Below are 26,212 nucleotides of genomic sequence, written 5' to 3' on the forward strand. Positions count from 1 at the left end.
CCGCACCCCGGCGCACCCCGGCCGAACCGACCGCGTCGGCCGCACGACCGGCACCGGCGCACGACCGGCACCGGCGCACCGACCGCCGGACCCCGTGCCCGCTCGCCCGGCACGGGGTCCGGCGTCCGCCGGGGGCTCCGTCGATCCGTGCGGCGTCGCCCTGTGCCTAGGATTGATCGCCTGGCCGGTCGGCCGCTCACCCACGTGCCCGAAGGTGGATCGTTCATGGCAATCCCGCAGCAGCAGGCGGGCCCTCCCGGAGTGGACGACGGGGTCTTCGGCGACCCCGTGGTGATCGAGCGGTCCGGCCGCCCGGAGGACGGTGAGTGCCGCCATCTCCTGGTGTGGCGGGCCGGACCCGGCTGGCGGATGCTCAGCAGCGCCGTGCTGGGCGGCGGCCTGGGCGAGCGGGAGTGGCTGGTCAACGCCCAGGTCCGGGCCGGGTACGGCAGGACGGACCCGGACCGGCACCTGGCCGAGCTGGCGGAGGACCTGGGGCTGCGGGGTCCGGGCGTCGGGCTGATGACCGCCGCCCGGGTGGACGCCTTCACCTGGGCCCGCGACCACGGCGTCACCGCGGTGGTGACGACCGGAATCGGCGTGCCGACCTGGGCGTCGGCGCCCGCCGACGGCGCCGCGCCCGGCGACGCGCTCGTTCCCGGCACGATCAACATCGTGGTCGTCGTTCCGGTGGCCCTCTCGGACGCGGCCGCCGTCAACCTCGTGGCCACCGTGACGGAGGCCAAGGTCCAGGCGCTGCTCGAAGCCGGGTACGACTGCTCGGGGACGCCGTCGGACGCGGTCTGCGTGGCGGTGCGGCGGACCGGTCCCGGCCGGGAGGCGGAGCCGTTCGGCGGCCCCCGGTCCCGCTGGGGATCCCGCGCCGCCCGCGCCGTCCACGCGGCCGTCGTGCTGGGCGCCGAGCGCGACCGGGCCGGCCGCGTCCGGGGACCCGTGCCCGGTCACCTGCGGTCCACGCCCGGGTGCGGTCGGACCTTCGTGCTCTCCGACGAGTAGCGGCACGGCCGGGGCGCGGGGTTCCGGGACGGCGGGCCGGCACCCGCACCGGCCGGTCCTGTCCTGTCCCGTCCGGCCCTCCGCCGCCCGTCCGGGGCCCTGGCGGCGTCTCAGGATGTGGACGTCCAGGTGTCCTTGTGTTCTCCCGGTACCGGATTCGCCCTAAGCTGGGCGGGCAGCTGGTTCGCCCTGCCCACCAGGCAGGCGCGTCGTAAGAGGGAACCCGGTGGGAATCCGGGACTGCCCCGCAGCGGTGAGTGGGAACGACCGCCGTCATACGCACTGGGCCCGGTCGGGTCTGGGAAGCGACGGCCAGTAGGTGTCCGCCCTTTCGGGCGGGCGTGTCCACGAGTCCGAAGACCTGCCCGTTGCCCGCACGCGACCCGTTCGCGCGCGGACATCCCGGTGACCTCGTGGGCGGGTCGGCGTACATACCAGGCGGATCCGGCGCTTCTCGTGCGCACGCGGTCCCGCCCGGTTCGTCACCCCTTCGCGCCTCCGTCCCGTCACCGGGGCCACAGACAGGCTCGCGAAGGAGAGTCCCTTGACAGCGAAGTCCGCAGCCGCGGCAACCCTGGCCACCGTGTACGGATACCCCCGCCAGGGCGGTGGCCGTGAGCTCAAGAAGGCGATCGAGGGGTACTGGAAGGGCGCCGTGAGCGCCGACGCCCTGCTGGCCACCGCCGCCGACCTGCGTCTGGAGAACTGGAGCAGGCTCGCCGGGGCGGGCGTCCAGGAGGTGCCCACCGGCGACTTCTCGCTCTACGACCACGTGCTGGACACCACGGTCGCCGTCGGCGCGATCCCGCCGCGTCACCGGGCGGCGGTCGAGGCCGACCCGCTGGACGGCTACTTCGCCATGGCGCGCGGCACCCAGGACGTCGCGCCGCTGGAGATGACCAAGTGGTTCGACACCAACTACCACTACCTGGTGCCCGAACTCGGCCCCGACACCGTCTTCACCGCGAACTCCGCCAAGGCGGTCGCGGAGTTGCGCGAGGCCCTGGACCTCGGCCACAGCGCCCGTCCGGTGCTGGTCGGCCCGGTCACGTACCTGCTCCTCGCCAAGCCCGCCCCGGGCGTCCCCGAGGACTTCCAGCCGCTCACCCTGCTCGACCGGCTGCTGCCCGTCTACGCCGCCCTCCTCGCCGACCTGCACGAGGCCGGCGCCGCCTGGGTCCAGCTGGACGAGCCGGCGCTCGTCCAGGACCGCACCCCCGCGGAACTGAACGCCGCCGCGCGCGCCTACCGCGACCTCGGTGCCCTCGCCGACCGGCCCAAGCTGCTGGTCGCGAGCTACTTCGACCGCCTGGGCGCCGCGCTGCCCGTGTTGGCCAGGGCCCCGATCGACGGCCTCGCCCTGGACTTCACCGGCCCGGCCGCCGCCAACCTGGGCGACCTGGCCGCCGCGGGCGGTCTGCCGGGCAAGCGGCTGGTCGCCGGTGTGGTGGACGGCCGCAACATCTGGATCAACGACCTGGAGAAGTCGCTCTCCACCCTGGCCACCCTGCTCGGGCTGGCCGGCACCGTCGACGTGGCCCCGTCGTGCTCGCTGCTGCACGTCCCGCTGGACGCCGCCGCCGAGCGCGACCTCGACCCGCAGATCGCCCGGTGGCTCGCCTTCGCGCGGCAGAAGGCCAACGAGGTCGCCCTGCTCGCCCGCGGCCTGCGCGAGGGCACCGGCGCGATCACCGCCGAACTCGCCGCCAACCGCGCCGACCTGGCGTCCCGCGCCAACTCCCCGATCACCCGTGACCCCGCGGTGCGGGCCCGCACCGCGGCCGTGACCGAGGCGGACGCCCGCCGGGCCCAGGCCTACCCGGAGCGCGCCGAGGCCCAGCGCACCCGCCTCGGCCTGCCGCTGCTGCCGACCACCACGATCGGTTCGTTCCCGCAGACCTCCGAACTGCGGGTGGCCCGGGCCGACCTCACCGCCGGGCGGATCGACCCGGCCGCGTACCGGGAGCGCATCCGGAGCGAGGTGCGGGAGGTGATCGCCTTCCAGGAGAAGGCCGGCCTGGACGTCCTGGTGCACGGCGAGCCCGAGCGCAACGACATGGTCCAGTACTTCGCCGAGCAGCTCACCGGCTACCTCGCCACCCGGCACGGCTGGGTGCAGTCCTACGGCACCCGGTACGTCCGCCCGCCGGTGCTGGCCGGTGACATCTCGCGCCCGCACCCGATGACCGTCGACTGGTTCCGCTACGCGCAGGACCTGACGGACCGTCCGGTGAAGGGCATGCTCACCGGGCCGGTCACCATGCTCGCCTGGTCCTTCGTCCGGGACGACCAGCCGCTCGCCGACACGGCCTTCCAGGTCGCCCTCGCCCTGCGCGACGAGGTCACCGACCTGGAGGCCGCCGGCGCGGTCGTCGTGCAGGTCGACGAACCGGCGCTGCGCGAGACGCTCCCGCTGCGCTCCGCCGACCGCCCGGCCTACCTGGACTGGGCCACGGTCGCCTTCCGCCTCGCGACCTCGGGCGTGCGGGTCGACACCCAGATCCACACCCACATGTGCTACGCGGAGTTCGGCGCGATCATGACGGCCATCGACGAGCTGGACGCCGACGTGATCTCGCTGGAGGCGGCCCGTTCGCACATGGAGGTCGCCGGTGAGCTGGCCGCGGCCGGCTACCCGCGCGAGGTCGGACCGGGCGTGTGGGACATCCACTCCCCGCGTGTGCCGAGCGCCGACGAGGCGGTGGAACTGCTGCGTGCCGGGCTCGCGGCGATTCCGGCCGAGCGGCTCTGGGTCAACCCCGACTGCGGACTGAAGACCCGCGGTTGGACCGAGACCCGGGCCTCGCTGGAGAGCCTGGTCACCGCCGCCCGTCGCCTGCGGGACGACCTGGCCGGCTGAGCCGGGCGGGGAGGCCCGGGGCGGGCGCGGCACTCCGGCCGCGCCCGCCCCGGCGGTGTCCCTCAGCCGGATTCGGGCAGGCCGAGGTTCTGGTAGATCTCCGTCGTGACCGTGGAGAAGTTCATGGTCATGAAATGCAGGCCGGGGGCGCCCTCGGCCAGGAGGCGGCGGCACATTTCGGTGGCGTACTCGATTCCGACGGCGCGCACCGCGGCGGGATCGTGCCGCTCGCCGAGCATCCGCTCGGCGAGGTGCGCCGGAATGGCCGCGGTGCTGAGGGTGGGAATGCGTTCGAGTGACCGGATCGTGGTCACCGGCATGATCTCCGGAATGATCGGAACGGAACATCCGGCCTTCAGGAGGCGGTCCCGGAATCTCAGGTACTTCTCCACGTCGAAGAACATCTGGGTGATCGCGTAGTCGGCGCCGGCTCGGCATTTCTCGATGAAGAAACGGATCTCGGAATCCCAGTCCGGGGAGCGGGGGTGCATTTCCGGGAAGGCCGCGACACCCACGCAGAAGTCGCCGGACTCCTTGATCATCCGCACCAGGTCGGCGGCGTACGCCACGCCTGCGGGGTGGCGGACCCAGGGGCCGAGCGGGTCGCCGGGCGGATCGCCCCGCAGGGCCAGGATGTTGCGGACCCCCTGGTCGGCGTAGTGCCCGAGGATGTTCCGCAGCTCCGCGACGCTGTGGCCGACGGCCGTCAGGTGGGCCGTCGGCGTCAGGGTGGTCTCCTGCGCGATCCGCCCGGTGACGTTCACCGTGCGCTCCCGGGTGGACCCGCCGGCGCCGTACGTCACCGACACGAAGGTGGGTGCCAGAGCCTCCAGCCTGCGGATCGCGTTCCACAGGCCGGCCTCCGCCGCGGCGCTGCGCGGCGGCATGAACTCGAAGGAAAAGGAACGCCGACCGGTGGCCAGGAGTTCGCGGACGGATGCCGCGTGATCGGTTCGTCTGGAAGGGATTCCGAGTGTCATGGGAGGAGGCTATCCAGAGCGGTGGGATCGCACACGCGTCCGTCCATCCTGTGATACGAGATTTCTCACGCATACGTCCGGCGGGCCTGTTCCGGTGTTTTCCACCGACGGTTCCCCGCGGATTCCCGGCCCGTCGGGAAAAAGTCCGGCGCGGCCTCGCAGAAGGGCACCATAGGCGCATGGAGAGACGTTCGTACGGGCTTCCGGGAATACCCGACTGGGACCGGTGTGCGGTGAGGGGAATCGTGAACGTGACACCGGACTCGTTCTCGGACGGGGGGCGCTGGTCGGACCCGGGCCGGGCACGCCCCGCCGGGCGGAAGGATCGCCCTGCACGGCAGCTGCCGCGAGGCCGTCACGAGGGTTGCGGAGCTCGGCGACTCCGGCGCCGGTCCGGTGCTGCGACCGGCCCAACCGCACGACGAGGTGAGGGACTTCTTCCACGCGGACCACAACCACGTCGCCGCGCCGGAGGAGGTCGCGGAACGGACGGCGGCGGCGAGGGATGCCCTGGACTTACTAGGACGTCCAACTATATGGTCGTGGACAAGGCCCGCAGTGCAGGGAAGCCGGTGTGAATCCGGCACGGTCCCGCCACTGTGACCGGGGAGTGCGTCGCCGCAGTACCAGCCACTGGCAGCCAGCCGGGAAGGCCGGGCGACGCGCGCTGATCCGGGAGTCAGGATACCGACTGCGGGTGTTCCGTGTTGTCCACGAGGATGGAGCAAACACGCATGGCACCGGTCCGCGCCCTTCCCGACCCTGGTGATCCTGCGACGGCTGCGGCACACCCGTCTCCCTGACGGCTCGCCGCGCCCGGCGACGGCCCGACGCGTGCGCTCACCCGAGCGCGGCGCGGGCGTCCGTCGTGCGCCCTTCCCTCGGATCTTCCCGACACCCTGACGAGAGCAGGTCTGTGATGGTCCGTGAACTCACCCACTTCATCGGCGGCAAGCACGTCCCCGGGACCTCCGGGGACTTCGGCGACGTCTACGACCCGAACACCGGCACGGTCCAGGCCCGGGTCCCGCTCGCGGGCCGCGCCGAGACCGAGGCGGCGATCGCCGACGCCGAGCGCGCCCAGTCCGAGTGGGCCGCCTGGAACCCCCAGCGCCGCGCCCGCGTGCTGCTGCGCTTCCTCCAGCTCGTCGAGGCCGAACGCGAGCCGCTGGCCCGCCTGCTCTCGGCCGAGCACGGCAAGACCGTCGCCGACGCCCACGGCGACCTCCAGCGCGGGCTGGAGGTGGTGGAGTTCGCGGCGGGCATCCCGCACCTGCTGAAGGGCGAGTTCACCGACAGCGCCGGCACCGGCATCGACGTGTACTCGATGCGCCAGCCGCTCGGCGTGGTCGCCGGCATCACCCCGTTCAACTTCCCGGCGATGATCCCGCTGTGGAAGGCGGCGCCCGCCCTGGCCTGCGGCAACGCCTTCATCCTCAAGCCCTCCGAGCGGGACCCGTCGGTGCCGCTGCGGCTGGCCGAGCTGTTCCTGGAGGCGGGCCTGCCGCCGGGCGTCCTGAACGTCGTCAACGGGGGCAAGGAGGCCGTGGACACGCTGCTGGAGGACCCCCGGGTCCAGGCGCTCGGGTTCGTGGGTTCCACCCCGATCGCCCAGTACGTGTACGCGACGGCCGCCGCCCACGGGAAGCGCGCCCAGTGCTTCGGCGGCGCCAAGAACCACATGATCGTGATGCCGGACGCCGACCTCGACCAGGCCGCGGACGCCCTGATCGGCGCCGGCTACGGCTCCGCCGGCGAGCGCTGCATGGCCGTCTCGGTCGCCGTGCCGGTGGGCGAGGAGACCGCGGACGCCCTCGTCGCCAAGCTCACCGAGCGGATCGCCGCACTCAGGGTCGGCGCCTCCGACGACCCCGAGGCCGACTTCGGGCCGCTCGTCGGCCGCGACGCGCTGGACCGGGTCCGCGGCTTCCTCGACCTCGGTGTCCGGGAGGGCGCCGAACTGGTCGTCGACGGCCGCGACCTGACCGTGCCGGGGTACGAGGGCGGCTACTTCCTGGGCGCCACCCTCTTCGACCGCGTCACCCCCGCGATGCGGATCTACCGCGAGGAGATCTTCGGCCCGGTCCTGTGCGTGGTCCGCGCGGCGGACTACGCCGAGGCGCTGCGCCTGCCGAGCGAGCACGAGTTCGGCAACGGGGTGTCGATCTTCACCCGGGACGGCGACACCGCCCGCGACTTCACCCGCCGCGTCAACACGGGCATGATCGGCGTCAACGTGCCGATCCCGGTGCCGGTCGCGTACCACACCTTCGGCGGCTGGAAGCGGTCCGGCTTCGGTGACCTCAACCAGCACGGCCCGGACTCGATCCGCTTCTACACCCGCACCAAGACCGTGACCTCGCGCTGGCCCTCCGGGGTCAAGGAGGGCGCGAGCTTCACCATCCCGACGATGGGCTGAGGCGCGCCGTGCACACGCATCTGACCGACGACCAGCTCGCGATCGTCGAGGCCACCGGCGACTTCGCCCGCGAGCACCTCGCCCCGCACGCCGTGGCGTGGGACCAGGCCAAGCACTTCCCCGTCGACGTGCTGCGCAAGGCCGCGGGCCTCGGCCTCGGCGGCGTGTACGTGCGGGAGGAGTCGGGCGGCTCCGGGCTGGGCCGCCAGGACGGCGTGCTCGTCTTCGAGGCGCTGGCGACCGGCTGCCCGTCGATCGCCGGGTACCTGTCCATCCACAACATGGTCGCGTGGATGATCGACCGCTACGGCAGCCCGGGCCAGCGCGCCCGACTGCTGCCGGGACTCTGCTCGACGGAGGCCCTGGCCAGCTACTGCCTCACCGAGCCGGGCGCGGGCTCGGACGCCGCCGCGCTGACCACCCGGGCCCGGCGCGACGGCGACCACTACGTCCTCGACGGCGTCAAGCAGTTCGTCTCCGGCGCCGGAACCTCGCAGGTCTACGTCGTGATGGCCCGCACCGGCGCCCCGGGCGCCGGCGGGATCTCCGCGTTCCTCGTCGAACGGGACGACCCCGGCGTCTCGTTCGGTCCGAACGAGCGGAAGATGGGCTGGAACGCCCAGCCGACCCGGCAGGTGCTCCTGGACGGCGTCCGGCTGCCCGCCGACCGGCTCCTCGGGGCCGAGGGCGAGGGCTTCCGGATCGCCATGAACGGGCTGAACGGGGGCCGGATCGGCATCGCGGCGTGCTCGCTCGGCGGCGCGCAGGACGCGTTGGAGCGGGCCACCCGCTACCTCTCGGACCGGGAGGCGTTCGGCGCCCGGCTGCTGCACGCCCAGGCCCTGCAGTTCCGGCTGGCCGACATGGCGACGGAGCTGGAGGCGGCCAGGTCGCTGCTCTGGCGGGCCGCCGCGGCGCTGGACCGGGGGGACCCCCGGGCGCCGGAGCTCTGCGCGATGGCCAAGCGGTACGCCACCGACACCGGCTTCGAGGTCGCCAACGCCGCACTCCAACTGCACGGCGGCTACGGCTACCTCGCCGAGTACGGCATCGAGAAGATCGTCCGCGACCTGCGGGTGCACCAGATCCTGGAAGGGACCAACGAGATCATGCGCGTCATCGTCGCCCGCGGACTGACGGGAGCCGCCTGATGGCCGGCAACACCGCAGCGGGTAACGCCACAGCGGGTAACGCCGCAGCCGGGCACGCCGCGTCCGGCAGCACCGCAGCCGGCAGCACCGCGTCCGGGCGCACCGTCGACGAGGTCCTCGTCCAGCGGGAGGGCAGGTCCGGCCTGATCGTCCTCAACCGGCCCGCCGCGCTGAACGCCCTGACCCACGCCATGGTGCGGCGGATCGACGCCGCACTGGACACGTGGGAGCGCGACGACCGGGTCGAGACCGTCGTCGTCACCGGCGCCGGCGACCGGGCCTTCTGCGCCGGGGGCGACATCGTCGCCATCCACCGCGCCGCCACCGGCGGTGACCCGGCGGCCGTCGAGGAGTTCTGGCGCGACGAGTACCGGCTCAACGCCAGGATCGCCCGCTTCCCGAAGCCGTACGTCGCCGTCATGAGCGGCATCGTGATGGGCGGCGGAGTCGGCGTGTCCGCCCACGGCAGCGTCCGGATCGTCACCGGGACGACCCGGGTCGCGATGCCGGAGGCCGGCATCGGCTTCGTGCCGGACGTCGGCGGCACCTACCTGCTCTCGCTGGCCCCCGGCGAGCTGGGCACCCACCTCGCCCTCACCGCGGGCTCGGCGGGCGCAGGCGACGCCCTGCTCTGCGGCCTGGCCGACCACTTCGTCCCCACCGAGCGGCTGCCCGCGCTCCTCGACGACCTCGCCGAACTGCCCGTGCACGAGGCGCTCGTCCGGCACGTCGCCCCCGCACCGCCCGCCCCGCTGGAGCGGCAGCGCGAGTGGATCGACAGCTGCTACGCGGCGGGCACCGTCGAGGAGATCCTCGGCCGGCTCCGCGACAGCGGGGAGCCCGAGGCCGGGAAGGCCGCCGAGCGGATCACCGCCAACTCGCCCACCGCGGTGAAGGCGACGCTCGCCGCGCTGCGCCGCGCCCGGTCCCTCGGCCCGCTGGAGGCCGTCCTCGACCAGGAGTACCGCACCTCCTGCGCCGCCCTCGACACACCCGACCTCGCCGAGGGCATCCGTGCCCAGGTGATCGACAAGGACCGCACGCCGCGCTGGAGCCCGGCCACGCTGGACGCCGTCGCCCCCGCCGCCGTGGCACGCTACTTCGCCCAGCTCGGCGAGCGGGAACTCGGCCTCGCCACCACGAAACCCCTGGAGCGCTGGTGACCCACGACATCGGATTCGTCGGACTCGGCAACATGGGCGGCCCGATGGCCGCCAACCTGGCCAGGGCAGGGCACCGGGTCGTCGGCTACGACCTCGTGCCGGAGGCCCTGCGGCAGGCGGAGGCGGCCGGCGTCCGGCCGGCGGAGTCCGCGGCCGACGCCGCCGGCGGCGCGGACGTGGTCATCACCATGCTGCCGGCCGGACGCCACGTCCTGGCCGCCTACGAGGAGTTGCTGCCCGCCGCCCGTCCGGGCACGCTCTTCGTCGACAGCTCCACCATCGACGTCGCGGACGCCCGGGCCGCGCACGACCTCGCCGTGCGGGCAGGCGGCCGGGCGGTCGACGCGCCGGTGTCCGGAGGAGTGCCGGGCGCGACCGCCGGGACCCTCACCTTCATGGTGGGAGCGGCGGAGGCGGACTTCGGCGCGGTCCGGCCGGTGCTGGACGCGATGGGCGGCAAGGTCGTGCACTGCGGGCCGTCGGGCGCCGGGCAGGCCGCGAAGATCTGCAACAACATGATCCTCGGCATCTCGATGATCGCCGTCAGCGAGGCCTTCGTCCTCGGCGAGAGTCTTGGCCTGAGCCACCAGGCGCTGTTCGACGTCGCCTCCACCGCCTCCGGGCAGTGCTGGGCGCTGACCGCCAACTGCCCCGTCCCCGGCCCGGTGCCGGCCAGTCCGGCGAACCGCGACTACCGCGCGGGGTTCGCGGCGGCCTTGATGGCCAAGGACCTCGGGCTGGCTGCCGGCGCGGCCCGGTCCGCCGGTCTGCCCACCGAACTCGGCCTGAAGGCAGCCGAGTTGTACGCGAAGTTCGCCGCCGACGAGGGTGCCGGACTGGATTTCTCGGCGATCATCACCACCCTGGGAGGGAGCGCGCAGTGACCGCGTACGAGACGATTCTGGTGGAGCGCAAGGGCCGGGTCGGGCTGATCACGCTCGACCGGCCGAAGGCGCTCAACGCGCTCAACACGCAGCTCATGAACGAGGTCGTCGCCGCGGCGAGGGACTTCGACCGGGACCCGGGGATCGGCTGCCTGGTGATCACCGGCTCCGAGAAGGCGTTCGCGGCCGGCGCCGACATCAAGGAGATGCAGTCCCTCGACTTCGTCGAGGCCTACCTCGGCGACTGGTTCGCGGCCTGGGACGACCTGGGCAGGATCCGCAAGCCGATCGTCGCGGCGGTCGCGGGCTACGCGCTGGGCGGGGGCTGCGAGTTGGCGATGCTCTGCGACATCCTGCTCGCGGCGGACACCGCGAAGTTCGGCCAGCCGGAGATCAAGCTGGGGGTGATCCCCGGGATCGGCGGTTCGCAGCGGCTCACCCGGGCGGTCGGCAAGGCGAAGGCGATGAACCTGTGCCTGACCGGCCGGACGATGGGCGCCGAGGAGGCCGAGCGGGCCGGCCTGGTCTCCCGGATCGTCCCGGCCGACCGGCTGCTGGCCGAGGCGCTGGCGACGGCCGAGAAGGTCGCGGAGATGTCCGCGCCGGCGAGCATCATGCTGAAGGAGGCGGTCGACCGCGCCTTCGAGACCACCCTCGCCGAGGGCGTCCGCTTCGAGCGGCGGCTCTTCCACGCCGTCTTCGCCACCGCCGACCAGAAGGAGGGCATGGCGGCGTTCGCCGAGAAGCGGCCGGCGTCGTTCACCCACCGCTGACAACTGACGACCGCCGCCACCCACCACCGCCACCCACCACCGCCACCACCCACCGCCGGCACCCACCGCCACCACCCACCGCCGGCACCCGGGCCGAGGCGCGCCGTGGTGCGGCGCCCCGGCCGCGGGGCGCCGCACCACGGGGCCGTCGGCCCGTCGAGCGGCGTCCGGGCCCTCCCGGGGGTAGGTCGCCGACGACCTGCCCGGATGCGCTGTGATGTGACGCACGGACCCTTGACCCGGCCTTTCGGGCGTCGCCATGATGGGCCGTCATGTTCTGACTCCGCCGTCGGGGGAAGTCCGGTTCGAATCCGGCGCTGACCCGCAACGGTAGGCCGCCGACGGCTGTCGGCGGCGAGCCCGAGTACCCGGCGGCGGAGAGGTGTCCACTCCTCCCGTCGTGGTCTGCGGGCCGGAGCTCCGAGAGCTGCCCCCGGCCCCCCGCGGACGCTCTCCGGGCCCCTGCGTCCAGGCCCGGAAAGGCTCTCATGCCCGCGCTCCGCCGCACTCTCGGACTGCTCGCCATACCCGCGCTCGCCCTCGCCACCGCGCTCCCGGCGGTCACCGCCGCACACGCCACCCCCGCACGACTGTCCTCCCCGACCGTCCGTCCGGACGCCGCCGCGGCGGGCTGGCTGGCCCGCCAGCTGGTGGACGGGGACCACTTCGAGTCGGTGTTCGACGGCACCGCCTACCCCGACCAGGGCCTGACCATCGACGCCGTGCTCGCTTTCGCCGCCTCCCGCAGCTCCGACCAGGCCGCCGCGAAGGCCACCGCCTGGCTGGCGAAGCCCGACGTCATCGGCGGCTACCTCGGCGACGGCACCACCGAGGCGTACGCCGGGGCGACGGCCAAGCTGCTGCTCGCCGTCGAGGTTCGCGGCGAGAACCCGACCGCCTTCGGCGGCGTCGACCTCCCTGCCCGGCTCCGCTCGCTCCAGAGCCCGAGCGGCCGCTTCTCCGACCGGTCCCAGTGGGGCGACTACAGCAACGCGTTCGGCCAGTCGCTCGCGCTGATCGCGCTCAAGCGCACGCCCGGTGGTGCTCCGGCCGCCGCCGTCGACTTCCTCGCCGACAGTCAGTGCGCCGACGGCGGTTTCCCGGTCTCCTTCGGCCAGGCCACCTGCGCGAGCGACGCCGACGCCACCGCGCTGGCCGTCCAGGCCCTCGCCGCGACCGGCCGCACCGCGAAGGCGAACGCCGGGCTCGGGTGGCTGACCGGCCACCAGAACGCCGACGGGGGCTTCGCGGCGGCCGGAGCGACCACGTCCAACGCCAACACCACCGGCCTCGCCACCCAGGCCCTGTTCTCCGGTGGCCGCTTCGGCGCCGGCCTCAAGGGCTGGAGCAGCCTGGTCAAGCTCCAGCAGGGCTGCTCGGCCGCCCCCGCCGTCCGCGGGGCGGTCGCCTACGACGCGACCGGCTTCAACCCGGGCAACGGCGCGCGGGCGACCGCCCAGGCCGTCCTCGGCCTGGCCGGCACGCCGCTGGCCACGCTCTCGGCCGCCGGCGCGCGTCCGGCCCCGCCCACCCTGGCCTGCCCGGCACCGGCCACCCACTGACCGTCCGCGACCACCCGAGGAGCACTTCGATGATCGACACTCCCACCCGGACCCGACCGGTCCGCCGGACGCTCGGCTCGGTCGCCGCCGCGGCGGCCCTCACCGCCGGGCTGCTCGGTGCCTCCGCCGTCCACGCTCCGCAGGCCCGGGCGGCCGCCTGCACCGGCACCACCGGCGTGACCGTGGTCGTCGACTTCACCGCAGTCGGTGGCGGCATCCAGACCGGCTGCGCGCTCGGCGACCCGGCCAGCGGGCTCGCCGCGATCACCGGCGCCGGGTTCTCCTACTCCTTCCACCCGCGCTTCCCCGGCTTCGTCTGCAAGATCAACTCTCTGCCGACGACCTGCACCAACCCGACCGGCAGCGCCTACTGGTCGTACTGGCACGCGCCGCACGGCGGCCCCTGGTCGTACAGCAGCCTGGGCGCGGGCAGCTACGACCCGGCGCCCGGCGAGGTCGAGGGCTGGTCCTTCGGTGCGGGTGCCCAGCCGGGCATCACCGCTCCCTGACGCCGACACGCCGACACCCCCGGCACGCCGGCGCCCCGGTCCTCCGCGACGGAGACCGGGGCACCGGTGTGCCGGGGGTGTGGTCAGGCCGTCCGGTGCGGGTGGAACCCGCGGCCGGTCTTGCGGCCGAGCAGGCCGGCCTCGACCATGCGGGACAGCAGCGGCGGGGGAGCGTAGAGCGGCTCCTTGTACTCGGCGTACGGCGATTCGGCGATGGCCTGCACGGTGTCGAGCCCGATCAGGTCGGCGAGGCGGAGCGGGCCCATGGGGTGGGCGCAGCCGTGGACCATGCCGTCGTCGATGTCCTGCGCCGTGGCGTGCCCCGCCTCGGCCATCCGGATCGCGGACAGCAGATAGGGGACGAGCAGGGCGTTGACCACGAAGCCGCCCCGGTCGCGGGAGCGGACGACGTGCCTGCCCAGCACCTCCTTGGCGAAGGTCTCCACCCGGTTGAGCACGGTGTGGTCGGTGTGCAGCGAGGAGACCAGCTCCACCAGCGGCATCACCGGGGCGGGGTTGAAGAAGCGCAGACCGAGCACCTGCGAGGCGCGGCCGGTGGCGATCCCGAGCCGGGTGACGGGGATGGCCGAGGCGAGACCGTCCGCCACCGCCTCAGCACCCTCCAGCGGCCGGGACTGCGCGGGGTGCCGTTCTCCTTCGTCCGGGTCGACCGCGCCGGGAACGTCTCCGAGCGGCAGTCCGCCACCGACTTCCACTTCTCGCGCACCGGCGGCACCTGCCCGCTCTGGAACGTCTACGAGACCTTCGCCGCCCCCGGCCGCGTCCACGTCCAGGTCGCCGGCATGCCGGACGGACGGCACTACCTGTGGACCGCCCGCGCCGTCACCCGTTCACCCGGGGGCTGGGGCCGCCCGGGCAAGACCTTCGCGATCGGGCTCGGCTGCGAACTCCGCCACGCCCACCGGCTGGTGTACTCCGCCGGCCTCGACCTGGGCGACGAGGGCGCGGCCACCCCGATCGGCCTCGGGTGCAAGGTGGGCGAACGCCCCGCCTGTCCGCAGCGTTCCGCGCCCGCCGTCGGCGTCCCGCCGGTGATCGACGAGCACACCAGCACGTTCGTGCCGTATCCCGCCCGCGCCGAACCGGAGGGGCGGGCGGCCGACGCCTGAGGGCGGCCCGGGGCGCGGTGGCCGGGCACGGGGAGCCCGTGGCCCGGCCACCGCGCCCGGCCGGGGGGCCGGCCGCGGGTCAGCTGCCGTAGCGCAGTGACACGGTGTCGCCGACGTGGACGACGGTGGCCCGGGTGGCGCCGGTGGCGGCGGCACCGTCCAGGCTCACCTTCCAGGTCGACGCGCCGCTGTTGGCGGTGCCGTTGACCGCGGTGATCGTGCCGCTGCCGGTGGACGGCGTGACCGACGTGACGCAGCCGCTCGGTGTGGCGGTCGCGGCGGCGTCGAGGACGGCGCCCAGGGTCGTGGTGGCGCCGGTCGGGGTGAGGGTGACGGCGCAGACCTTCAGCGGGGCGGTGCCGTTGTCCACGACGAGGGCGAGCCGGGCGGCGGTGCCGGAGGTGAAGCCGGTGGTGGCGGCCCAGGCGGGCTCACCGGCCGCCGTCGGCGCGGGCGGGGTGGCGGTGAACCCGCCGCCGGCCACGGCGCGCAGGCCGTCCACGGAGGCGTAGGGGGACGGGGTGGTGTCGGTGGGCAGGTACTTGAAGCCGCCGCCGGGCTTGAACTGCTGGGCGATCAGGAAGTCGATCGGGGTCTTGCCGGTGCCGCTGGTGAAGTCGACGCCCTGCGCGTTGATCCCGCAGGCGTTGAGGCCGGACACGGCCCAGCCGTTGGAGTCGGTGTTGGCGCCCCACATCGAGTGGAAGGCGCCGGAGGCGACGAGCTTGCCCTTCAGGAAGTTCTTGGCCGCGACGACGGCGGAGTCGGTGTTGGGGACGCCGCCGCTGCACAGCGAGGCCATGGCGGCGCCGGTCATGTCGATGTCGCTGCCCTGGCCGAGCGCGACGGGGTCGCCGGCGGCCTTGCTGTAGTTCCAGCCGCCGTCGGTGTGCTGGTTGGCGCGCACGGTCGCGACCGAGGCGTCCAGCAGGGCCTGCGGGACGCGCTGCCCGCCGCCCTGGGTCCTGGCGCCGCCGAGGGCGAGCAGCCCGAAGACCGTGCCGTTGAAGTTGGCGGAGGGGCCGTAGTAGCCGGGCTCGGCGGTCTGCCAGTAGGCGACCAGGTCCGCGACGAGGTTGCGGCCCGGCCCGACGCGCGCGGGGTCGATCCCCGCGGCGTACGCGTTGAGGGCGCCGCGCTCGTAGTCGGTGACGACCGGCGAGGCGCCCGGCCAGGTGGCGGCGGCGAGCTGGTTGCGGTAGACGAGCCGGGCGTTCTTGGTGGCGTCGCCCCCGGGGGTCACGTCCGCCGCGGCCGTACCGGCGGCGGCCAGCGCGCTGAACGCCCACTCGTTGGAGAGCCCGCCGCCGGTGACGTAGCTCCCGTCCGCGGCCTGGAGGGACTTCAGGTAGGTGACGCCGGTGCTCTTCGAGGTGGCTATCTGGGCCGGGGTCGCGGTCGCGTGGGCGGGGACGGCCGACAGCACGAGGGCGCCGGCGGCCAGCGAGACGGTCACCGCGGAGGCGGCGCGTGAGGAGGCGGCGCGTGAGGAGGCGAAGCGCGAGGAGGCGGGAACGGGCACGGAACGGCTCCTTGGTGTGGCGGGCGCCGATCCGGCCCCGGCCCCGGTGCCCGGTCGGGCGCGCGGCGGCTGGGGCGGCCGCCGCCCGGATCGCGTGGGCTGGCTTTCGCTGATGCTGCGCGGCCGGGCGGGCATTCGGGCTCGGGCCGGCACGGTCACCGCCCCACACCGCTGCGCGTCAGCCCCGGATTCACACCGGATTCCCCCGCTCGGCCACCGCGGACGCTACCGCACCGGCGGGGCAGTCACGAGGTGGGAAAGGAGACATGACGCTTCGTTGACGCCGACTCCGCGAGCGTGGTCTGATGAAATGCTTTTTCATCCTCGGCAGTCAGGGGAAGCCGGTCCGATTCCGGCGCTGACCCGCAACCGTAGACCCGCCCCACCCCGGGCTGGTGAGCCGGAATGCCTGCGCCGGGGCCTTGTTCCAGGAGTGCTTGCGTCGTCGTGGACTACGACGCGGTCAGAACGGCCCCGCGCGAAGGAGGCCGTCGGCTGCGCTGTGGCATCCCGACGACTGATCAGGGAGTCGCCGGTGAGGGCCAGCAGCAGTCGTACGAGTCACAGAGCCCGGGGGTTCACGTCCCTGGTGGCCACCGGTGCCGTCGCGATCGCCGCCGGCGGCACGGTCCTGCTCGGACACCCCGGCAGGGCCGCCGCGGACCCGATCGAGGAGTGCACCGCCACCACCGGAGCGATCGTCGCCGTCGACTTCGGCCACTGGGGCGGCGGAGTCGTCCGCGGCTGCGACGCCCACCCCACGACCGGGATGAACCTGCTGCACAACGCGGGCTTCACCACCACCGGCACCGAGCACGACGGCCCCGCCTTCATCTGCCGGCTCGGTAACGGCGCCTTCGGCAACGGCACCCAGTACCCCACCGTCGCCGAGGAACCCTGCGTCAACACCCCCCAGGCGACGGCGTACTGGTCCTACTGGATCGCCGAGCCCGGCCAGGCGACCTGGTCCTACAGCCGCTACGGCGCCGGCACGCAGAAGCCCAAGCCCGGCGAGGTCGAGGCCTGGGTGTACGGCGGCACCGACATCGGCGGGACGAGCGGAGCGCCCTCCTTCACCCCGGACTCCGTCCGGGCCAGGAACACCGGTCCGTCGCCGTCCGCCTCCGCGTCGCCGTCGGCGTCCCCGAGCCCGACCCTCCCGCCGCCCGCGGGAGACCCCGCCGCCGCGGCGGCCTGGCTGGCGGGCCGCCTCGTCAACGGCGAGTACATGGGGAACTGGGCCTTCGAGGGGGCCGACTTCCCCCGGACCGCCCTCACCGCGACAGCCCTGGCCGCCGCCGGGACCCAGGACCCGGCCCTGCGCAAGGTCGTCGCCTACCTCGCCGCCCACACCGACGCCTTCCTGTACCCGGACGGGCCGAGCGGCAAGCCCGACTCCAAGGCCGCCGCGCTGCTGGCCCTGGTCGCCGAGAGCACCGACGGCAACCCCCGGGACTTCGGCGGCCGCGACCTGATCGCCGCGCTCACCGACCACGTGTGCGTCGCGGCCGGCGAGAACGGGGAGTGCACCGCGGCCGGGGACTTCCACGGTGCGGCCTCGCCCTGGGTGCAGGCGTGGGCCGTGATCGCCCTGCAGCGCGCCGGGGTCACGCCGCCCGCCGCGACGCTCGCCCGCTTCACGGTCCTGCAGTGCGCCGACGGAGGCATCGCCGGCTCGATGATCGTGGCCGGCGGCCACTGCGAGTCCGACCCGGTGGCCACCGGCCTCGCCGTCCTCGCCCTGCGCCCGGCGGCCGGCTTCGAGCCCACCGCGAAGAAGGCCGCGGACCAGCTCGCCGCGAGCCAGCAGGCCGACGGCTCCTACGCCCCCTACGTCGGCGCCGCCGGCGACACCACGAGCACCGCCGCCGCGGCCCAGACGCTGAAGGCCGTCGGGCAGGGGGCCAAACAGGCCACCGCCAAGGCCTGGCTGGCCGCCCGCCAGGGCGAGGACGGCGGCTTCGGCCCCGACGAGTCGACCGCCGAGGCCGACGCGGCCGCCACCGAGCAGGCCGTCCTGGCCCTGACCGGAACCGATCTGACCACCGTCCGCCACAACCCGAACGGTGCCACCACCACCCCGCCGACCACGCCCGCCGGCCGGGCCCCCGACCTGGCCCGGGGCAGCTCCTACCTCACCGCCCCGGCCAACCTGATCGACGGCCACTACTACGAGGCGTTCCCGACCTTCGCGGACTTCGGCCTCACCATCGACGGCGCCTTCGCGCTCGCCGCCACGGGTGCGAACGACGCGGCCCTGCGCCGGATCGTCGACTTCCTCGACCAGCAGGGCACGGACCCCAACGGGCGCACCGTCAACGACTGGACCAGCATCGGCACCGAGTACGCGGGCGGCGGCTCGCTCGGCAAGGAGGCGCTGCTCGCCGAGGTCGTCGGCCGCAACCCGCGGGCCTTCGGCGGGCACGACCTGATCGCCGCCCTGGCCGCGGCCGTCTGCGCCAAGGCCGACGAGGCCACCGGCTGCGCCGGCCCCGGCAACTACACCTACGCCACGTCGGTCTTCTCCCAGGCTCTCGGCATCATGGCCCAGCTGCGCGCGGGGGACACCGCGAGCGCCACCTCGCCGGTCGCCTACCTGGAGAGCCTCCAGCACGCCGACGGCTCCTGGCCGAGCCTCATCCCCGCCACCGGCGACTCCGACGTGGACAGCACCGCGATGGCCGCCATGGCACTCGCGCTCGTCCCCGGCGACGAGGCCGCGCGGGCGGTCGACAAGGGACTGACCTGGCTGGCCGGGCGACAGCTGGCCGACGGGGGCTTCCCCGGCGCGGCCGGGAACTCCACCAACTCGGCCGCCCTCGCGGTCCAGGGCCTGACCCTCCGTCAGTCCGCCTACGGCGCACGGATCGCGAAGGCGCTCGACTTCCTCGCCGGGCAGCAGAACGGCGACGGGGGCTTCGACGTCGCCTCCGCCGGACAGCAGGGATCGGACGTGCGGGCCTCCACCCAGGCCGTGGGCGGTGCCACCGGGATCTCCTTCGGCACCCTGCGCCGCGACCTCGGCGGCACGCCGACACCCACCCCGACCGCGACGGCCACGCCGACCGGTACGCCGACGCCCACCGCCACGCCGACCCCGACCGCCACCCCGACGCCCACGCCCACCCCCACGGCCACCGCGACATCGACCGTGACCGGCACGCCGTCGGGCACTCTGCCCGGTTCGCCGACGCCCACCGGTACTCCCGTGCCCACCGGCACGCCCACGGCCGTCACCACGCCTACCGGGGGCACGACCGCCCGACCCGGTGACTCGCTGCTCCCCGGCGGGGCGGGCGGTGCCGGAGGCTCCGGTGGCGTCGGAGGTGCCGGTGATCCGGTGCGAGGCGACGGCGCCCCGGTCGGCGGCGCACCCGTCCGGACCGACACCGACACCGGCAGCCTGGCCGGGACCGGGACCGAGGCACTGGTGCTGACGACCGTCGCCGGCCTGCTGGCCGCCGTCGGCGCCGGAGCCGTCCTGGTCGCCCGTCGCCGGTCGGGCTCCACCCCGGGGCGTCACCGGTGATCCGGCGGATCGGCCGGATCCTCGGGGCCGCCACCGCGGCGCTCGCCTTCGCGATCGGCGGGCTCGGTGCGGGCGCGACCCCGGCCGCCGCGGCCCCGCTGCCGATCGAACAGTGCACCACCGGCTCCGGCGTGGTGCTCGCGGTGGACCTCAGCAAGTGGGGCGGCCCGCTCCTGCGCTCCTGCGGGACCACCCCGACCACCGGGTACAGCCTGCTGAACCAGGGCGGCTGGAAGACCACCGGGACCGGGCACGACGGCCCGGCGTTCATCTGCCGGATCGGGTACAGCGGCTTCCAGGGCGGCAAGCAGTTCCCGCCCCCGGAGCAGGAGAAGTGTGTCCTGACGCCCCCGGCCTCGGCCTACTGGTCGTACTGGCACGCGGACCCGGGTCAGAACAGCTGGTCCTACAGCCAGCTCGGCGCGATGAGCTACCAGCCGAAGCCCGGCAGCGTCGACCTGTGGATCTTCGGTGGCACCAACATCGAGGGAACCGAAGGGCGCCCCACCTTCTCGCCGGACACCGTGCGTGCGCACAACACGGCGCCGGGCGGCGGTACGAACGCCACTCCCGAGCCGCCCGCGCCGACGACCGACCCCGGCACGGCCGGCGGCGGCTCGACCGGAGGCGGCACGGCCGGCACGGTGACCGGCGGTGGCAGCGGCGGCTCCTCCGGGGGCAGCGGGACCTCCGGCGGCGGTGGCTCCTCCGGGGGTACCACCTCGTCCGGAGGCGCCGCCTCGTCCGGTGGCGGTACGTCCTCCGGCGGTGCCGCCACCTCCGGCAGCGGCGGCACCGCCACGGGCGGATCCGCCGGCAGCGCCGGCACGAGCGGCGCCGGCGCGAGCGGTGGTGGCACGAGCGGTGGTGGCGCCGCCCCGAAGCGGCCGACCACGGGCGCGCCCCCGACCGGCACGTCCGGCGGCTCCGACCGGTCCGGGCCGACGGCTCCGGCGCCGGTGGCCCCCGCACCGGCCACGCCGGCCCCGGACTCCACGGAGTCCGCACCCCCGGCAGCCGAGGGCGCCGAGACTCCCGCCCCGGCCCCGTCGGAGACCCGGGCAGCGGACGGGACCGGGCCCGCGACGCCCACCGCCGCCCCGGTCCCGTCGGCGCCCGTGGACGCCGCGGGCCCGCCGGTGATGAACGCGGCACCGGTCGCCGACGCCCCGCACGACACCGGATCGATGGTCCCCGCCGTGGTCGCGGTCGTCCTCGTGGTGCTGCTGGGCGGGGCCACCGTGGTCGCCGCGCGCCGCCGCCGACGGGCCGAGTGATCAGGTGAGCATGCCCGACAAGCACCGCACCGGCCCCCCGCAGTCCGCCCCCGGGCGGGCCGCGGGGGGCCGGCGCAGCCCGCGCGACCTCCACCCCCTGGCGTGGTGGATCTGGGCCCTGGCCCTGGCGACCGCGGCCAGCCGCACCACCAACCCGCTGCTGCTCCTCCTCGTCCTCGCCGTCCTCGGCTACGTGGTCACCGCCCGTCGCACCGAGGCCCCGTGGGCCCGGGGGTTCAAGTACTACCTGTGGCTGGCCCTGACCGTCGTGGCGATCCGGGTGGTCTTCCGGTGCGTCTTCGCCACCGGCATCACCCCGCACGACCACCTGCTCTTCTCCCTCCCGCACATCCCGACGCCCGCCTGGTACGCGGGCATCCGGATCGGCGGCCCGGTCTCCCTGGAGGCCACCCTCTCCGCGGCCTTCGACGGGCTGCGCCTGGCCTGCCTGCTCTGCTGCATCGGCGCCGCCAACACCCTGGCCAACCCCAAGCGGGCGCTGCGTGTCCTGCCCGGGGCCCTGTACGAGCTCGGGGTGGCCGTGACGGTGTCGCTCAGCGTCGCGCCGCAGCTCGTGCAGAGCGTCCAACGCGTCACCCGGGCACGGCGGTTGCGTGCCGGGCAGAGCAAGGGCGTCCGCGCGCTGCGCAGCATCGTCGTCCCGGTGCTGGAGGACGCGCTGGAGCGCTCGCTGCACCTGGCCGCCGCGATGGACTCGCGCGGCTACGGGCGCGCCGGCACCGCCACCCGAGGCTCCCGCCGGGCCACCGGCGCCCTCATGCTGGCCGGCATGTGCGGCCTCTGCGCCGGGGTCTACGGGCTCCTGGACGGCACCGCCCCCGCCGCGCTGGGACTGCCCGCGCTGCTCGCGGGCGCCGGGCTCTGCGCGGCGGGTCTGGCGCTCGGCGGCCGGCGGGTCAGGCGCACCACCTATCGGCCGGACCGCTGGCTGGCCGCCGAATGGGGTGTCGCCGGGTGCGGTGTGGCCGCCGCCGTCCTGCTGTTCGGGACGGTCGGCTACGACGCCACCGATCTCAACCCCTCGCTGTATCCGCTGAGTTGGCCCAGCCTGCCGCTCGTCCCGGTGGTCGCGCTGCTGTTGGCCGGCGCCGCCGGGGTGATCTCGCCGCCCTCCGGCCGCCCGTCCGGACCCGGTGCCGTGCCGGGACCGGGCGCCGTACCGGGGCAGCGCCCGCCCGGCGCGACGAGGAGCGCCGTCCGTACCGACAGCACCGCCCGCCCGCACACCGAGGTGACCAAGTGATCCGATTCGACCAGGTCGGCGTGGTGTACGACGGCGGGACCGACCCGGTACTCCGGGACGTCGACCTCCACGTCCCGGAGGGCGAGCTCTGCCTGGTGGTCGGCCGCACCGGGGTCGGCAAGTCCACCCTGCTCGGCGCCGTGAACGGTCTCGTGCCGCACTTCACCGGCGGCACCCTGCGCGGCCGGGTGACGGTGGACGGGCGTGACACCGCCCACCACCCGCCGCGCGAACTGGCCGACGTGGTCGGCGTGGTGGGGCAGGACCCGTTGGCCGGCTTCGTCACCGACACGGTCGAGGAGGAGCTCGCCTACGCCATGGAGCAGCTGGCCGTGCCCCCGGACGTGATGCGCAAGCGCGTCGAGGAGACCCTCGACCTGCTGGGCCTGGCCGACCTGCGCCACCGTGCGCTGTACGAGCTCTCCGGCGGCCAGCAACAGCGGGTCGCCATCGGATCCGTGCTGACCGCGCACCCCCGCGTCCTGGTGCTGGACGAGCCCACCTCCGCGCTCGACCCGACCGCCGCCGAGGAGGTCCTCGCCGCGATCACCCGGCTGGTGCACGACCTCGGGGTGACCGTCCTGCTCGCGGAGCACCGGCTGGAGCGCGTCGTCCAGTACGCCGACCGGGTCGCCTACCTGCCCGGTGACGGCACCGTCGTGCACGGGCCGCCCGCCGAGGTGTTCCGGCACACCGCGACCGCTCCGCCCGTGGTCGGCCTCGGCCGGCTGGCCGGCTGGAGCCCGCTGCCGCTCTCCGTCCGCGACGCCCGCAGGGCCGCCGGCCCCCTGCGGGAGCGCCTGGCCGCGCTTCCCGCCCCGGCACCTCGCCACGAACCCGGCGCCGGGGAGACCGTGTTGAGCGCCGAACGGATCGTGGTGCGCTACGGCCAGGTGGCCGCCGTCCGGGAGGTCGCCCTGGACCTGAGGGCCGGGGAGGTGACCGCGCTGATGGGGCGCAACGGCTCCGGGAAGTCGTCCCTGCTCTGGGCGCTCCAGGGCTCCGGCCCCCGGCAGGGCGGCAGCGTGAAGGTCGCCCGGGCCGGCGGCGAGCCGCCGAAGGACCCCAAACGCCTCCCCGCTGCCGAGGCCCGGCAGTTGGTCGGGCTCGTCCCGCAGACCCCCACCGACCTGCTCTACCTGGAGTCCGTGGCCCAGGAACTCGCCCAGAGCGACCAGGAGGCCGCGTCCGCCGAGGGGCCGACCGCACGGCGGATCCTCGACCGCCTCGCCCCCGGGATCCCCGACGGGGCCCACCCCCGGGACCTCTCCGAAGGCCAGAAGCTGGCCCTGGTCCTCGCGATCCAGCTGGCCGCCGCCCCCAGGGTGGTGCTGCTGGACGAACCCACCCGAGGGCTCGACTACCACGCGAAGGAGGCGCTGACCGGCATCGTCGACGCCCTCGCCGCCGAGGGCCGCACCGTGGTGGTCTCCACCCACGACGTCGAGTTCGTCGCCGGCGCGGCCGACCGGGTGGTGGTGATGGCCGAGGGCGAGATCGTCGCGGACGGTCCCACCGCCGAGGTCATCGTCGCCTCGCCCACCTTCGCGCCCCAGACCGCGAAGATCCTCGCCCCGCTGCCGTACCTGACCACACGCCAGGTCGCCGCAGCCCTCGCACCGGTGGAGGCCGCCCGGTGACCGCCGTCCGGATACCCGGCCGGGCCCGGGTCGTGGTGGCGCTGGCCGCCTTCATCGGCCTCGTCGCCTTCACCTGGCCCTTCGTCGTCGCCCCGGGGACGTTCGGTTCCTCCTACGCCCCGCCGCTGATCTTCGGTGCCCTGCTGATCCTGGTGCTCGCCGTCGTGATCGCGGAGATCTCGGCCGGCGGCATCGACGCCAAGGCCCTCGCCATGCTCGGTGTCCTGTCGGCCGTCAACGCGGGCCTGCGCCCGCTCGGCGCCGGGACGGCCGGGGTGGAGACGGTCTTCTTCGTCCTCGTCCTCGCCGGCCGGGTCTTCGGTCCCGGCTTCGGCTTCACGCTCGGCTGCACCTCCCTGTTCGCGTCCGCCCTCCTGACCGGCGGGGTCGGCCCCTGGATGCCCTACCAGATGTTCGGCTGCGCCTTCGTGGGCATGCTCGCCGGCCTGCTCCCCAAGCTGCCGCGCCGATGGGAGGTCCTGGTGCTGGCCGGCTACGGCGCCTTCTCCGGGTACCTCTTCGGCTTCCTGCTGAACCTCTCGTTCTGGCCGTTCGCGACCGACCCGAACAGCTCGATCGCCTACCTGCCCGGGCTGCCCTTCACCGAACAGTGGCACCGCTACCTGCTGTTCGACCTGGCCACCTCGCTCGGCTGGGACACCGGCCGGGCGGTGACCACCTTCGTCGCCGTCCTCGTGGTCGGTCCGGCCGTCCTCACCGTCTTCCGCCGCGCGGCCCGCCGTGCCAACTTCGAGCCGACCGTGCGGTTCGAGGGCCCGGGCGGCGGCGCCCCGACGGCAGGGGCCGCCGCCCGGCCGGCCGGAACGGCACCCTCCTGAACGGGAGAGCCGGCCCGCCACCCCTGCCGGGGCGGCGGGCCGTGGGTGCCGGGGCCGGGGTCAGCCGACGGAGACGGCGCTCCAGGCGGCCGCGACCGCCCGGTACTCGGGGCTGTTGAGCCCGTACAGGTCACCGGCGGCGTTCAGCGACGCGGCGCGGGCGCCCTTGTAGTCGGTGGTGGACGTCATGTAGACGGTGAGCGCGCGGTACCAGATTTTGGCGATCTTCTGGTTGCCGACGCCGGTGACGCTGGAGCCGTTGCAGGTCGGGCTGGTGTAGGTGACGCCCTTGACGGTCCTGGTTCCGCTGCCCTCGCTGGCCAGGAAGAACCAGTGGTTGCCGACGCCGGAGGAGTGGTGGACGTCGAGCTGGCCGACCTTCTTCGTCCAGCAGTCGGCGGACGATCCGTCCAGTGAGGGCTTGTCGAAGCGGCGCAGCCACGGCGGGGTGGACTGGTCGCTGAACAGGTAGTCCGGCTTGTCGACGGTGTTGTCGGCGTACCACTCGACCATGGTGCCGAAGATGTCCGAGGTCGCCTCGTTGAGGCCGCCGGACTCGCCGCTGTAGCGGAGGTTGGCGGTGGCGCTGGTGACGCCGTGGGTCATCTCGTGGCCCATGGTGTCGAGGTCGACCTGTTCGGGGTCGACGCTGCCGTCGCCGTCGCCGGTCAGCATGCAGAAGCAGGTGTCGGACCACTGGGCGTTGTCCCACTTGGTGCCGACGTGGACGAAGACGGTGGCACCCTTGCCGTCGTTCCTGATGCCGTTGCGGGCGAAGACGCTCTTGTAGTAGTCGTACGTCAGGGCGGTGTTGGCGTGGGCGTCGACGGCGGCGGTGGCGCGGTCGGTGGAGAACTTCCTGCCGTCGCCCCAGACGTTGTCGGCGTCGGTGAAGAGGGTGCCGGAGGTGGGGGTGATCGAGCCGGCGCCGGCGTTGCGCGCGTCCCTGGTCCGGTGGCCGCGCAGGGGGTCGATCAGGGCGTAGCCGCCGGACTGCGGGGTGGTGTCGACGGTGATGTCGCCGGTGTACTCGGAGTGTCCGGTGCCTGCGGCCTGGTGCTCGGAGTCGTAGGACTCGATCTGCTCGCCGCTGCGGGCGTCGGTGACGACGACGCGGCCGGCGGGCTGGCCGTGCTCGCCGGTGCCCCGGACGGTGGTGCGCCAGGCGAGGCGGGGGGTGCCGTCGGCGGCCCAGACGACCAGTTCGGGGCTGCTGGTGGCGTCGGCCACGCCCGGGGCTGCTTCGAGTGCGCGGCCGGCGGTGAGCTGGGCGGGGACCTTGGGGACGATCGAGGCCACGGCGGCGTCGTGGGCGGCGGCGCGGGAGGAGTCCTTGAGCCGGCCGCGGGCGTCCTGGTGGACCACCAGGTCGCCGCCGACGACGGGCAGGCCGAGGTAGGTGCGGTCGAAGCGGACGTGCTGGGTGCCGTCGGCGTCCAGGACGACGTCCCTGACCACCAGGTCCTGGCCGTCGCCGTAGCCGAAGACGCCGGCGTTGTGGGCGACGTTGGACCGGGCCCGGTCGATCGCCGCGTCACGGCCGGTGGGGGCGGCGGAGGCGGTGCCGGCCGTGAAGGTGGCGGCGAGGAGGGCGGCGGTGGCCGCGGTGGCTCCGGCCGCGAGGAGGCGGCGGGAAGAGGAGATGGGGCTCACTCTGACTCCAGTCGGGGTAGCTGCAGGGAAGGAGCTGCCA

General features: G+C 74.5%; 17 protein-coding genes, 3 pseudogenes and 5 riboswitches. Of the genes and pseudogenes, 16 read left to right on the top strand and 4 right to left on the bottom strand.

The genetic code is table 11. The features are described from left to right. Positions 1-225 precede the first annotated feature (225 nt). The gene (locus tag ACFWIC_RS21330; RefSeq protein WP_380519734.1) at positions 226-1,017 is read left to right on the top strand and encodes an adenosylcobinamide amidohydrolase; all 792 of its coding nucleotides are present in this window, start codon (positions 226-228) and stop codon (positions 1,015-1,017) included. Positions 1,018-1,180: 163 nt separating this feature from the next. Then, a riboswitch (cobalamin riboswitch) is annotated at positions 1,181-1,401 on the top strand. 160 nt (positions 1,402-1,561) lie between these two features. Further along, the gene (metE, locus tag ACFWIC_RS21335) at positions 1,562-3,877 is read left to right on the top strand and encodes a 5-methyltetrahydropteroyltriglutamate--homocysteine S-methyltransferase (protein WP_380519735.1); all 2,316 of its coding nucleotides are present in this window, start codon (positions 1,562-1,564) and stop codon (positions 3,875-3,877) included. A gap of 62 nt (positions 3,878-3,939) precedes the next feature. Here the strand turns inward: metE and metF are convergent, their stop codons facing one another. Then, complete coding sequence (gene metF / locus ACFWIC_RS21340) at positions 3,940-4,857, bottom strand: methylenetetrahydrofolate reductase [NAD(P)H] (RefSeq protein ID WP_380519736.1); 918 nt, start codon at positions 4,855-4,857, stop codon at positions 3,940-3,942. 179 nt (positions 4,858-5,036) lie between these two features. On the opposite strand from metF, the pseudogene ACFWIC_RS21345 reads away from it, so the two are divergent. From ACFWIC_RS21345 to ACFWIC_RS21380, 8 genes and pseudogenes are all read left to right on the top strand, one after another. Further along, positions 5,037-5,162 (top strand): annotated as a pseudogene (locus ACFWIC_RS21345) (dihydropteroate synthase); the annotation flags it as partial. A gap of 215 nt (positions 5,163-5,377) precedes the next feature. Further along, a riboswitch (cobalamin riboswitch) is annotated at positions 5,378-5,568 on the top strand. 208 nt (positions 5,569-5,776) lie between these two features. Further along, entirely contained in the window at positions 5,777-7,276 is a 1,500-nt protein-coding gene (locus ACFWIC_RS21350) for a CoA-acylating methylmalonate-semialdehyde dehydrogenase (protein WP_329948008.1), read from the top strand. An 8-nt stretch (positions 7,277-7,284) separates the two neighbouring features. Continuing rightward, positions 7,285-8,427, top strand: a complete 1,143-nt coding sequence (locus tag ACFWIC_RS21355) for an acyl-CoA dehydrogenase family protein (RefSeq protein ID WP_380359339.1) — start codon at positions 7,285-7,287, stop codon at positions 8,425-8,427. After that, positions 8,427-9,590: an enoyl-CoA hydratase/isomerase family protein gene (locus ACFWIC_RS21360; protein WP_380519737.1), complete on the top strand. Its 1,164-nt coding sequence runs from the start codon at positions 8,427-8,429 to the stop codon at positions 9,588-9,590. Before ACFWIC_RS21355 ends, ACFWIC_RS21360 begins: the two co-directional genes overlap by 1 nt. After that, positions 9,587-10,474: a 3-hydroxyisobutyrate dehydrogenase gene (gene mmsB / locus ACFWIC_RS21365; protein ID WP_380519738.1), complete on the top strand. Its 888-nt coding sequence runs from the start codon at positions 9,587-9,589 to the stop codon at positions 10,472-10,474. The genes ACFWIC_RS21360 and mmsB overlap by 4 nt, the downstream gene beginning before the upstream one ends. After that, complete coding sequence (locus ACFWIC_RS21370) at positions 10,471-11,247, top strand: enoyl-CoA hydratase (RefSeq protein ID WP_380519739.1); 777 nt, start codon at positions 10,471-10,473, stop codon at positions 11,245-11,247. The genes mmsB and ACFWIC_RS21370 overlap by 4 nt, the downstream gene beginning before the upstream one ends. A gap of 251 nt (positions 11,248-11,498) precedes the next feature. Further along, a riboswitch (cobalamin riboswitch) is annotated at positions 11,499-11,638 on the top strand. A 97-nt stretch (positions 11,639-11,735) separates the two neighbouring features. Beyond that, positions 11,736-12,809: a prenyltransferase/squalene oxidase repeat-containing protein gene (locus ACFWIC_RS21375; protein WP_380361553.1), complete on the top strand. Its 1,074-nt coding sequence runs from the start codon at positions 11,736-11,738 to the stop codon at positions 12,807-12,809. A 29-nt stretch (positions 12,810-12,838) separates the two neighbouring features. Continuing rightward, entirely contained in the window at positions 12,839-13,318 is a 480-nt protein-coding gene (locus ACFWIC_RS21380) for a flagellar hook-length control protein FliK (protein WP_355409121.1), read from the top strand. An 83-nt stretch (positions 13,319-13,401) separates the two neighbouring features. Here ACFWIC_RS21380 and ACFWIC_RS21385 read toward each other — a convergent pair. Beyond that, positions 13,402-13,911: pseudogene (locus ACFWIC_RS21385) on the bottom strand (3-hydroxyacyl-CoA dehydrogenase family protein); the annotation flags it as partial. Between ACFWIC_RS21385 and ACFWIC_RS21390 the strand changes: the two are divergent. Continuing rightward, positions 13,912-14,448: pseudogene (locus tag ACFWIC_RS21390) on the top strand (short-chain fatty acyl-CoA regulator family protein); the annotation flags it as partial. It abuts the pseudogene before it with no gap. A gap of 79 nt (positions 14,449-14,527) precedes the next feature. Here ACFWIC_RS21390 and ACFWIC_RS21395 read toward each other — a convergent pair. Further along, the gene (locus ACFWIC_RS21395) at positions 14,528-15,970 is read right to left on the bottom strand and encodes a hypothetical protein (RefSeq protein WP_380519740.1); all 1,443 of its coding nucleotides are present in this window, start codon (positions 15,968-15,970) and stop codon (positions 14,528-14,530) included. A 129-nt stretch (positions 15,971-16,099) separates the two neighbouring features. Further along, a riboswitch (cobalamin riboswitch) is annotated at positions 16,100-16,176 on the bottom strand. A gap of 72 nt (positions 16,177-16,248) precedes the next feature. Then, positions 16,249-16,402, top strand: a riboswitch (cobalamin riboswitch). Positions 16,403-16,559: 157 nt separating this feature from the next. On the opposite strand from ACFWIC_RS21395, the gene ACFWIC_RS21400 reads away from it, so the two are divergent. From ACFWIC_RS21400 to ACFWIC_RS21420, 5 genes are read left to right on the top strand one after another with little or no spacing between them, the layout of a single operon-like run. Continuing rightward, positions 16,560-19,499 (top strand): prenyltransferase/squalene oxidase repeat-containing protein, encoded by a 2,940-nt coding sequence (locus ACFWIC_RS21400; RefSeq protein ID WP_380519741.1) that lies wholly within the window; start codon positions 16,560-16,562, stop codon positions 19,497-19,499. Further along, positions 19,496-20,776, top strand: coding sequence for a hypothetical protein (locus ACFWIC_RS21405; protein WP_380519742.1), 1,281 nt, complete (start codon positions 19,496-19,498; stop codon positions 20,774-20,776). Before ACFWIC_RS21400 ends, ACFWIC_RS21405 begins: the two co-directional genes overlap by 4 nt. 10 nt (positions 20,777-20,786) lie before the next feature. Beyond that, entirely contained in the window at positions 20,787-22,040 is a 1,254-nt protein-coding gene (locus ACFWIC_RS21410; protein ID WP_380519743.1) for an energy-coupling factor transporter transmembrane component T, read from the top strand. Beyond that, complete coding sequence (locus ACFWIC_RS21415) at positions 22,037-23,680, top strand: ABC transporter ATP-binding protein (protein ID WP_380519744.1); 1,644 nt, start codon at positions 22,037-22,039, stop codon at positions 23,678-23,680. Before ACFWIC_RS21410 ends, ACFWIC_RS21415 begins: the two co-directional genes overlap by 4 nt. Then, positions 23,677-24,519, top strand: a complete 843-nt coding sequence (locus ACFWIC_RS21420; RefSeq protein WP_380361541.1) for an ECF transporter S component — start codon at positions 23,677-23,679, stop codon at positions 24,517-24,519. Before ACFWIC_RS21415 ends, ACFWIC_RS21420 begins: the two co-directional genes overlap by 4 nt. A gap of 60 nt (positions 24,520-24,579) precedes the next feature. On the opposite strand, the gene ACFWIC_RS21425 is transcribed toward ACFWIC_RS21420, so the two are convergent. Next, a complete protein-coding gene (locus ACFWIC_RS21425; RefSeq protein WP_380519745.1) occupies positions 24,580-26,172 on the bottom strand; it encodes a M4 family metallopeptidase in 1,593 nt (530 codons plus the stop codon). Between the last annotated feature and the right edge of the window lie 40 nt (positions 26,173-26,212).

Source organism: Kitasatospora sp. NPDC127035, assembly GCF_042726075.1.
GTDB lineage: Bacteria > Actinomycetota > Actinomycetes > Streptomycetales > Streptomycetaceae > Kitasatospora.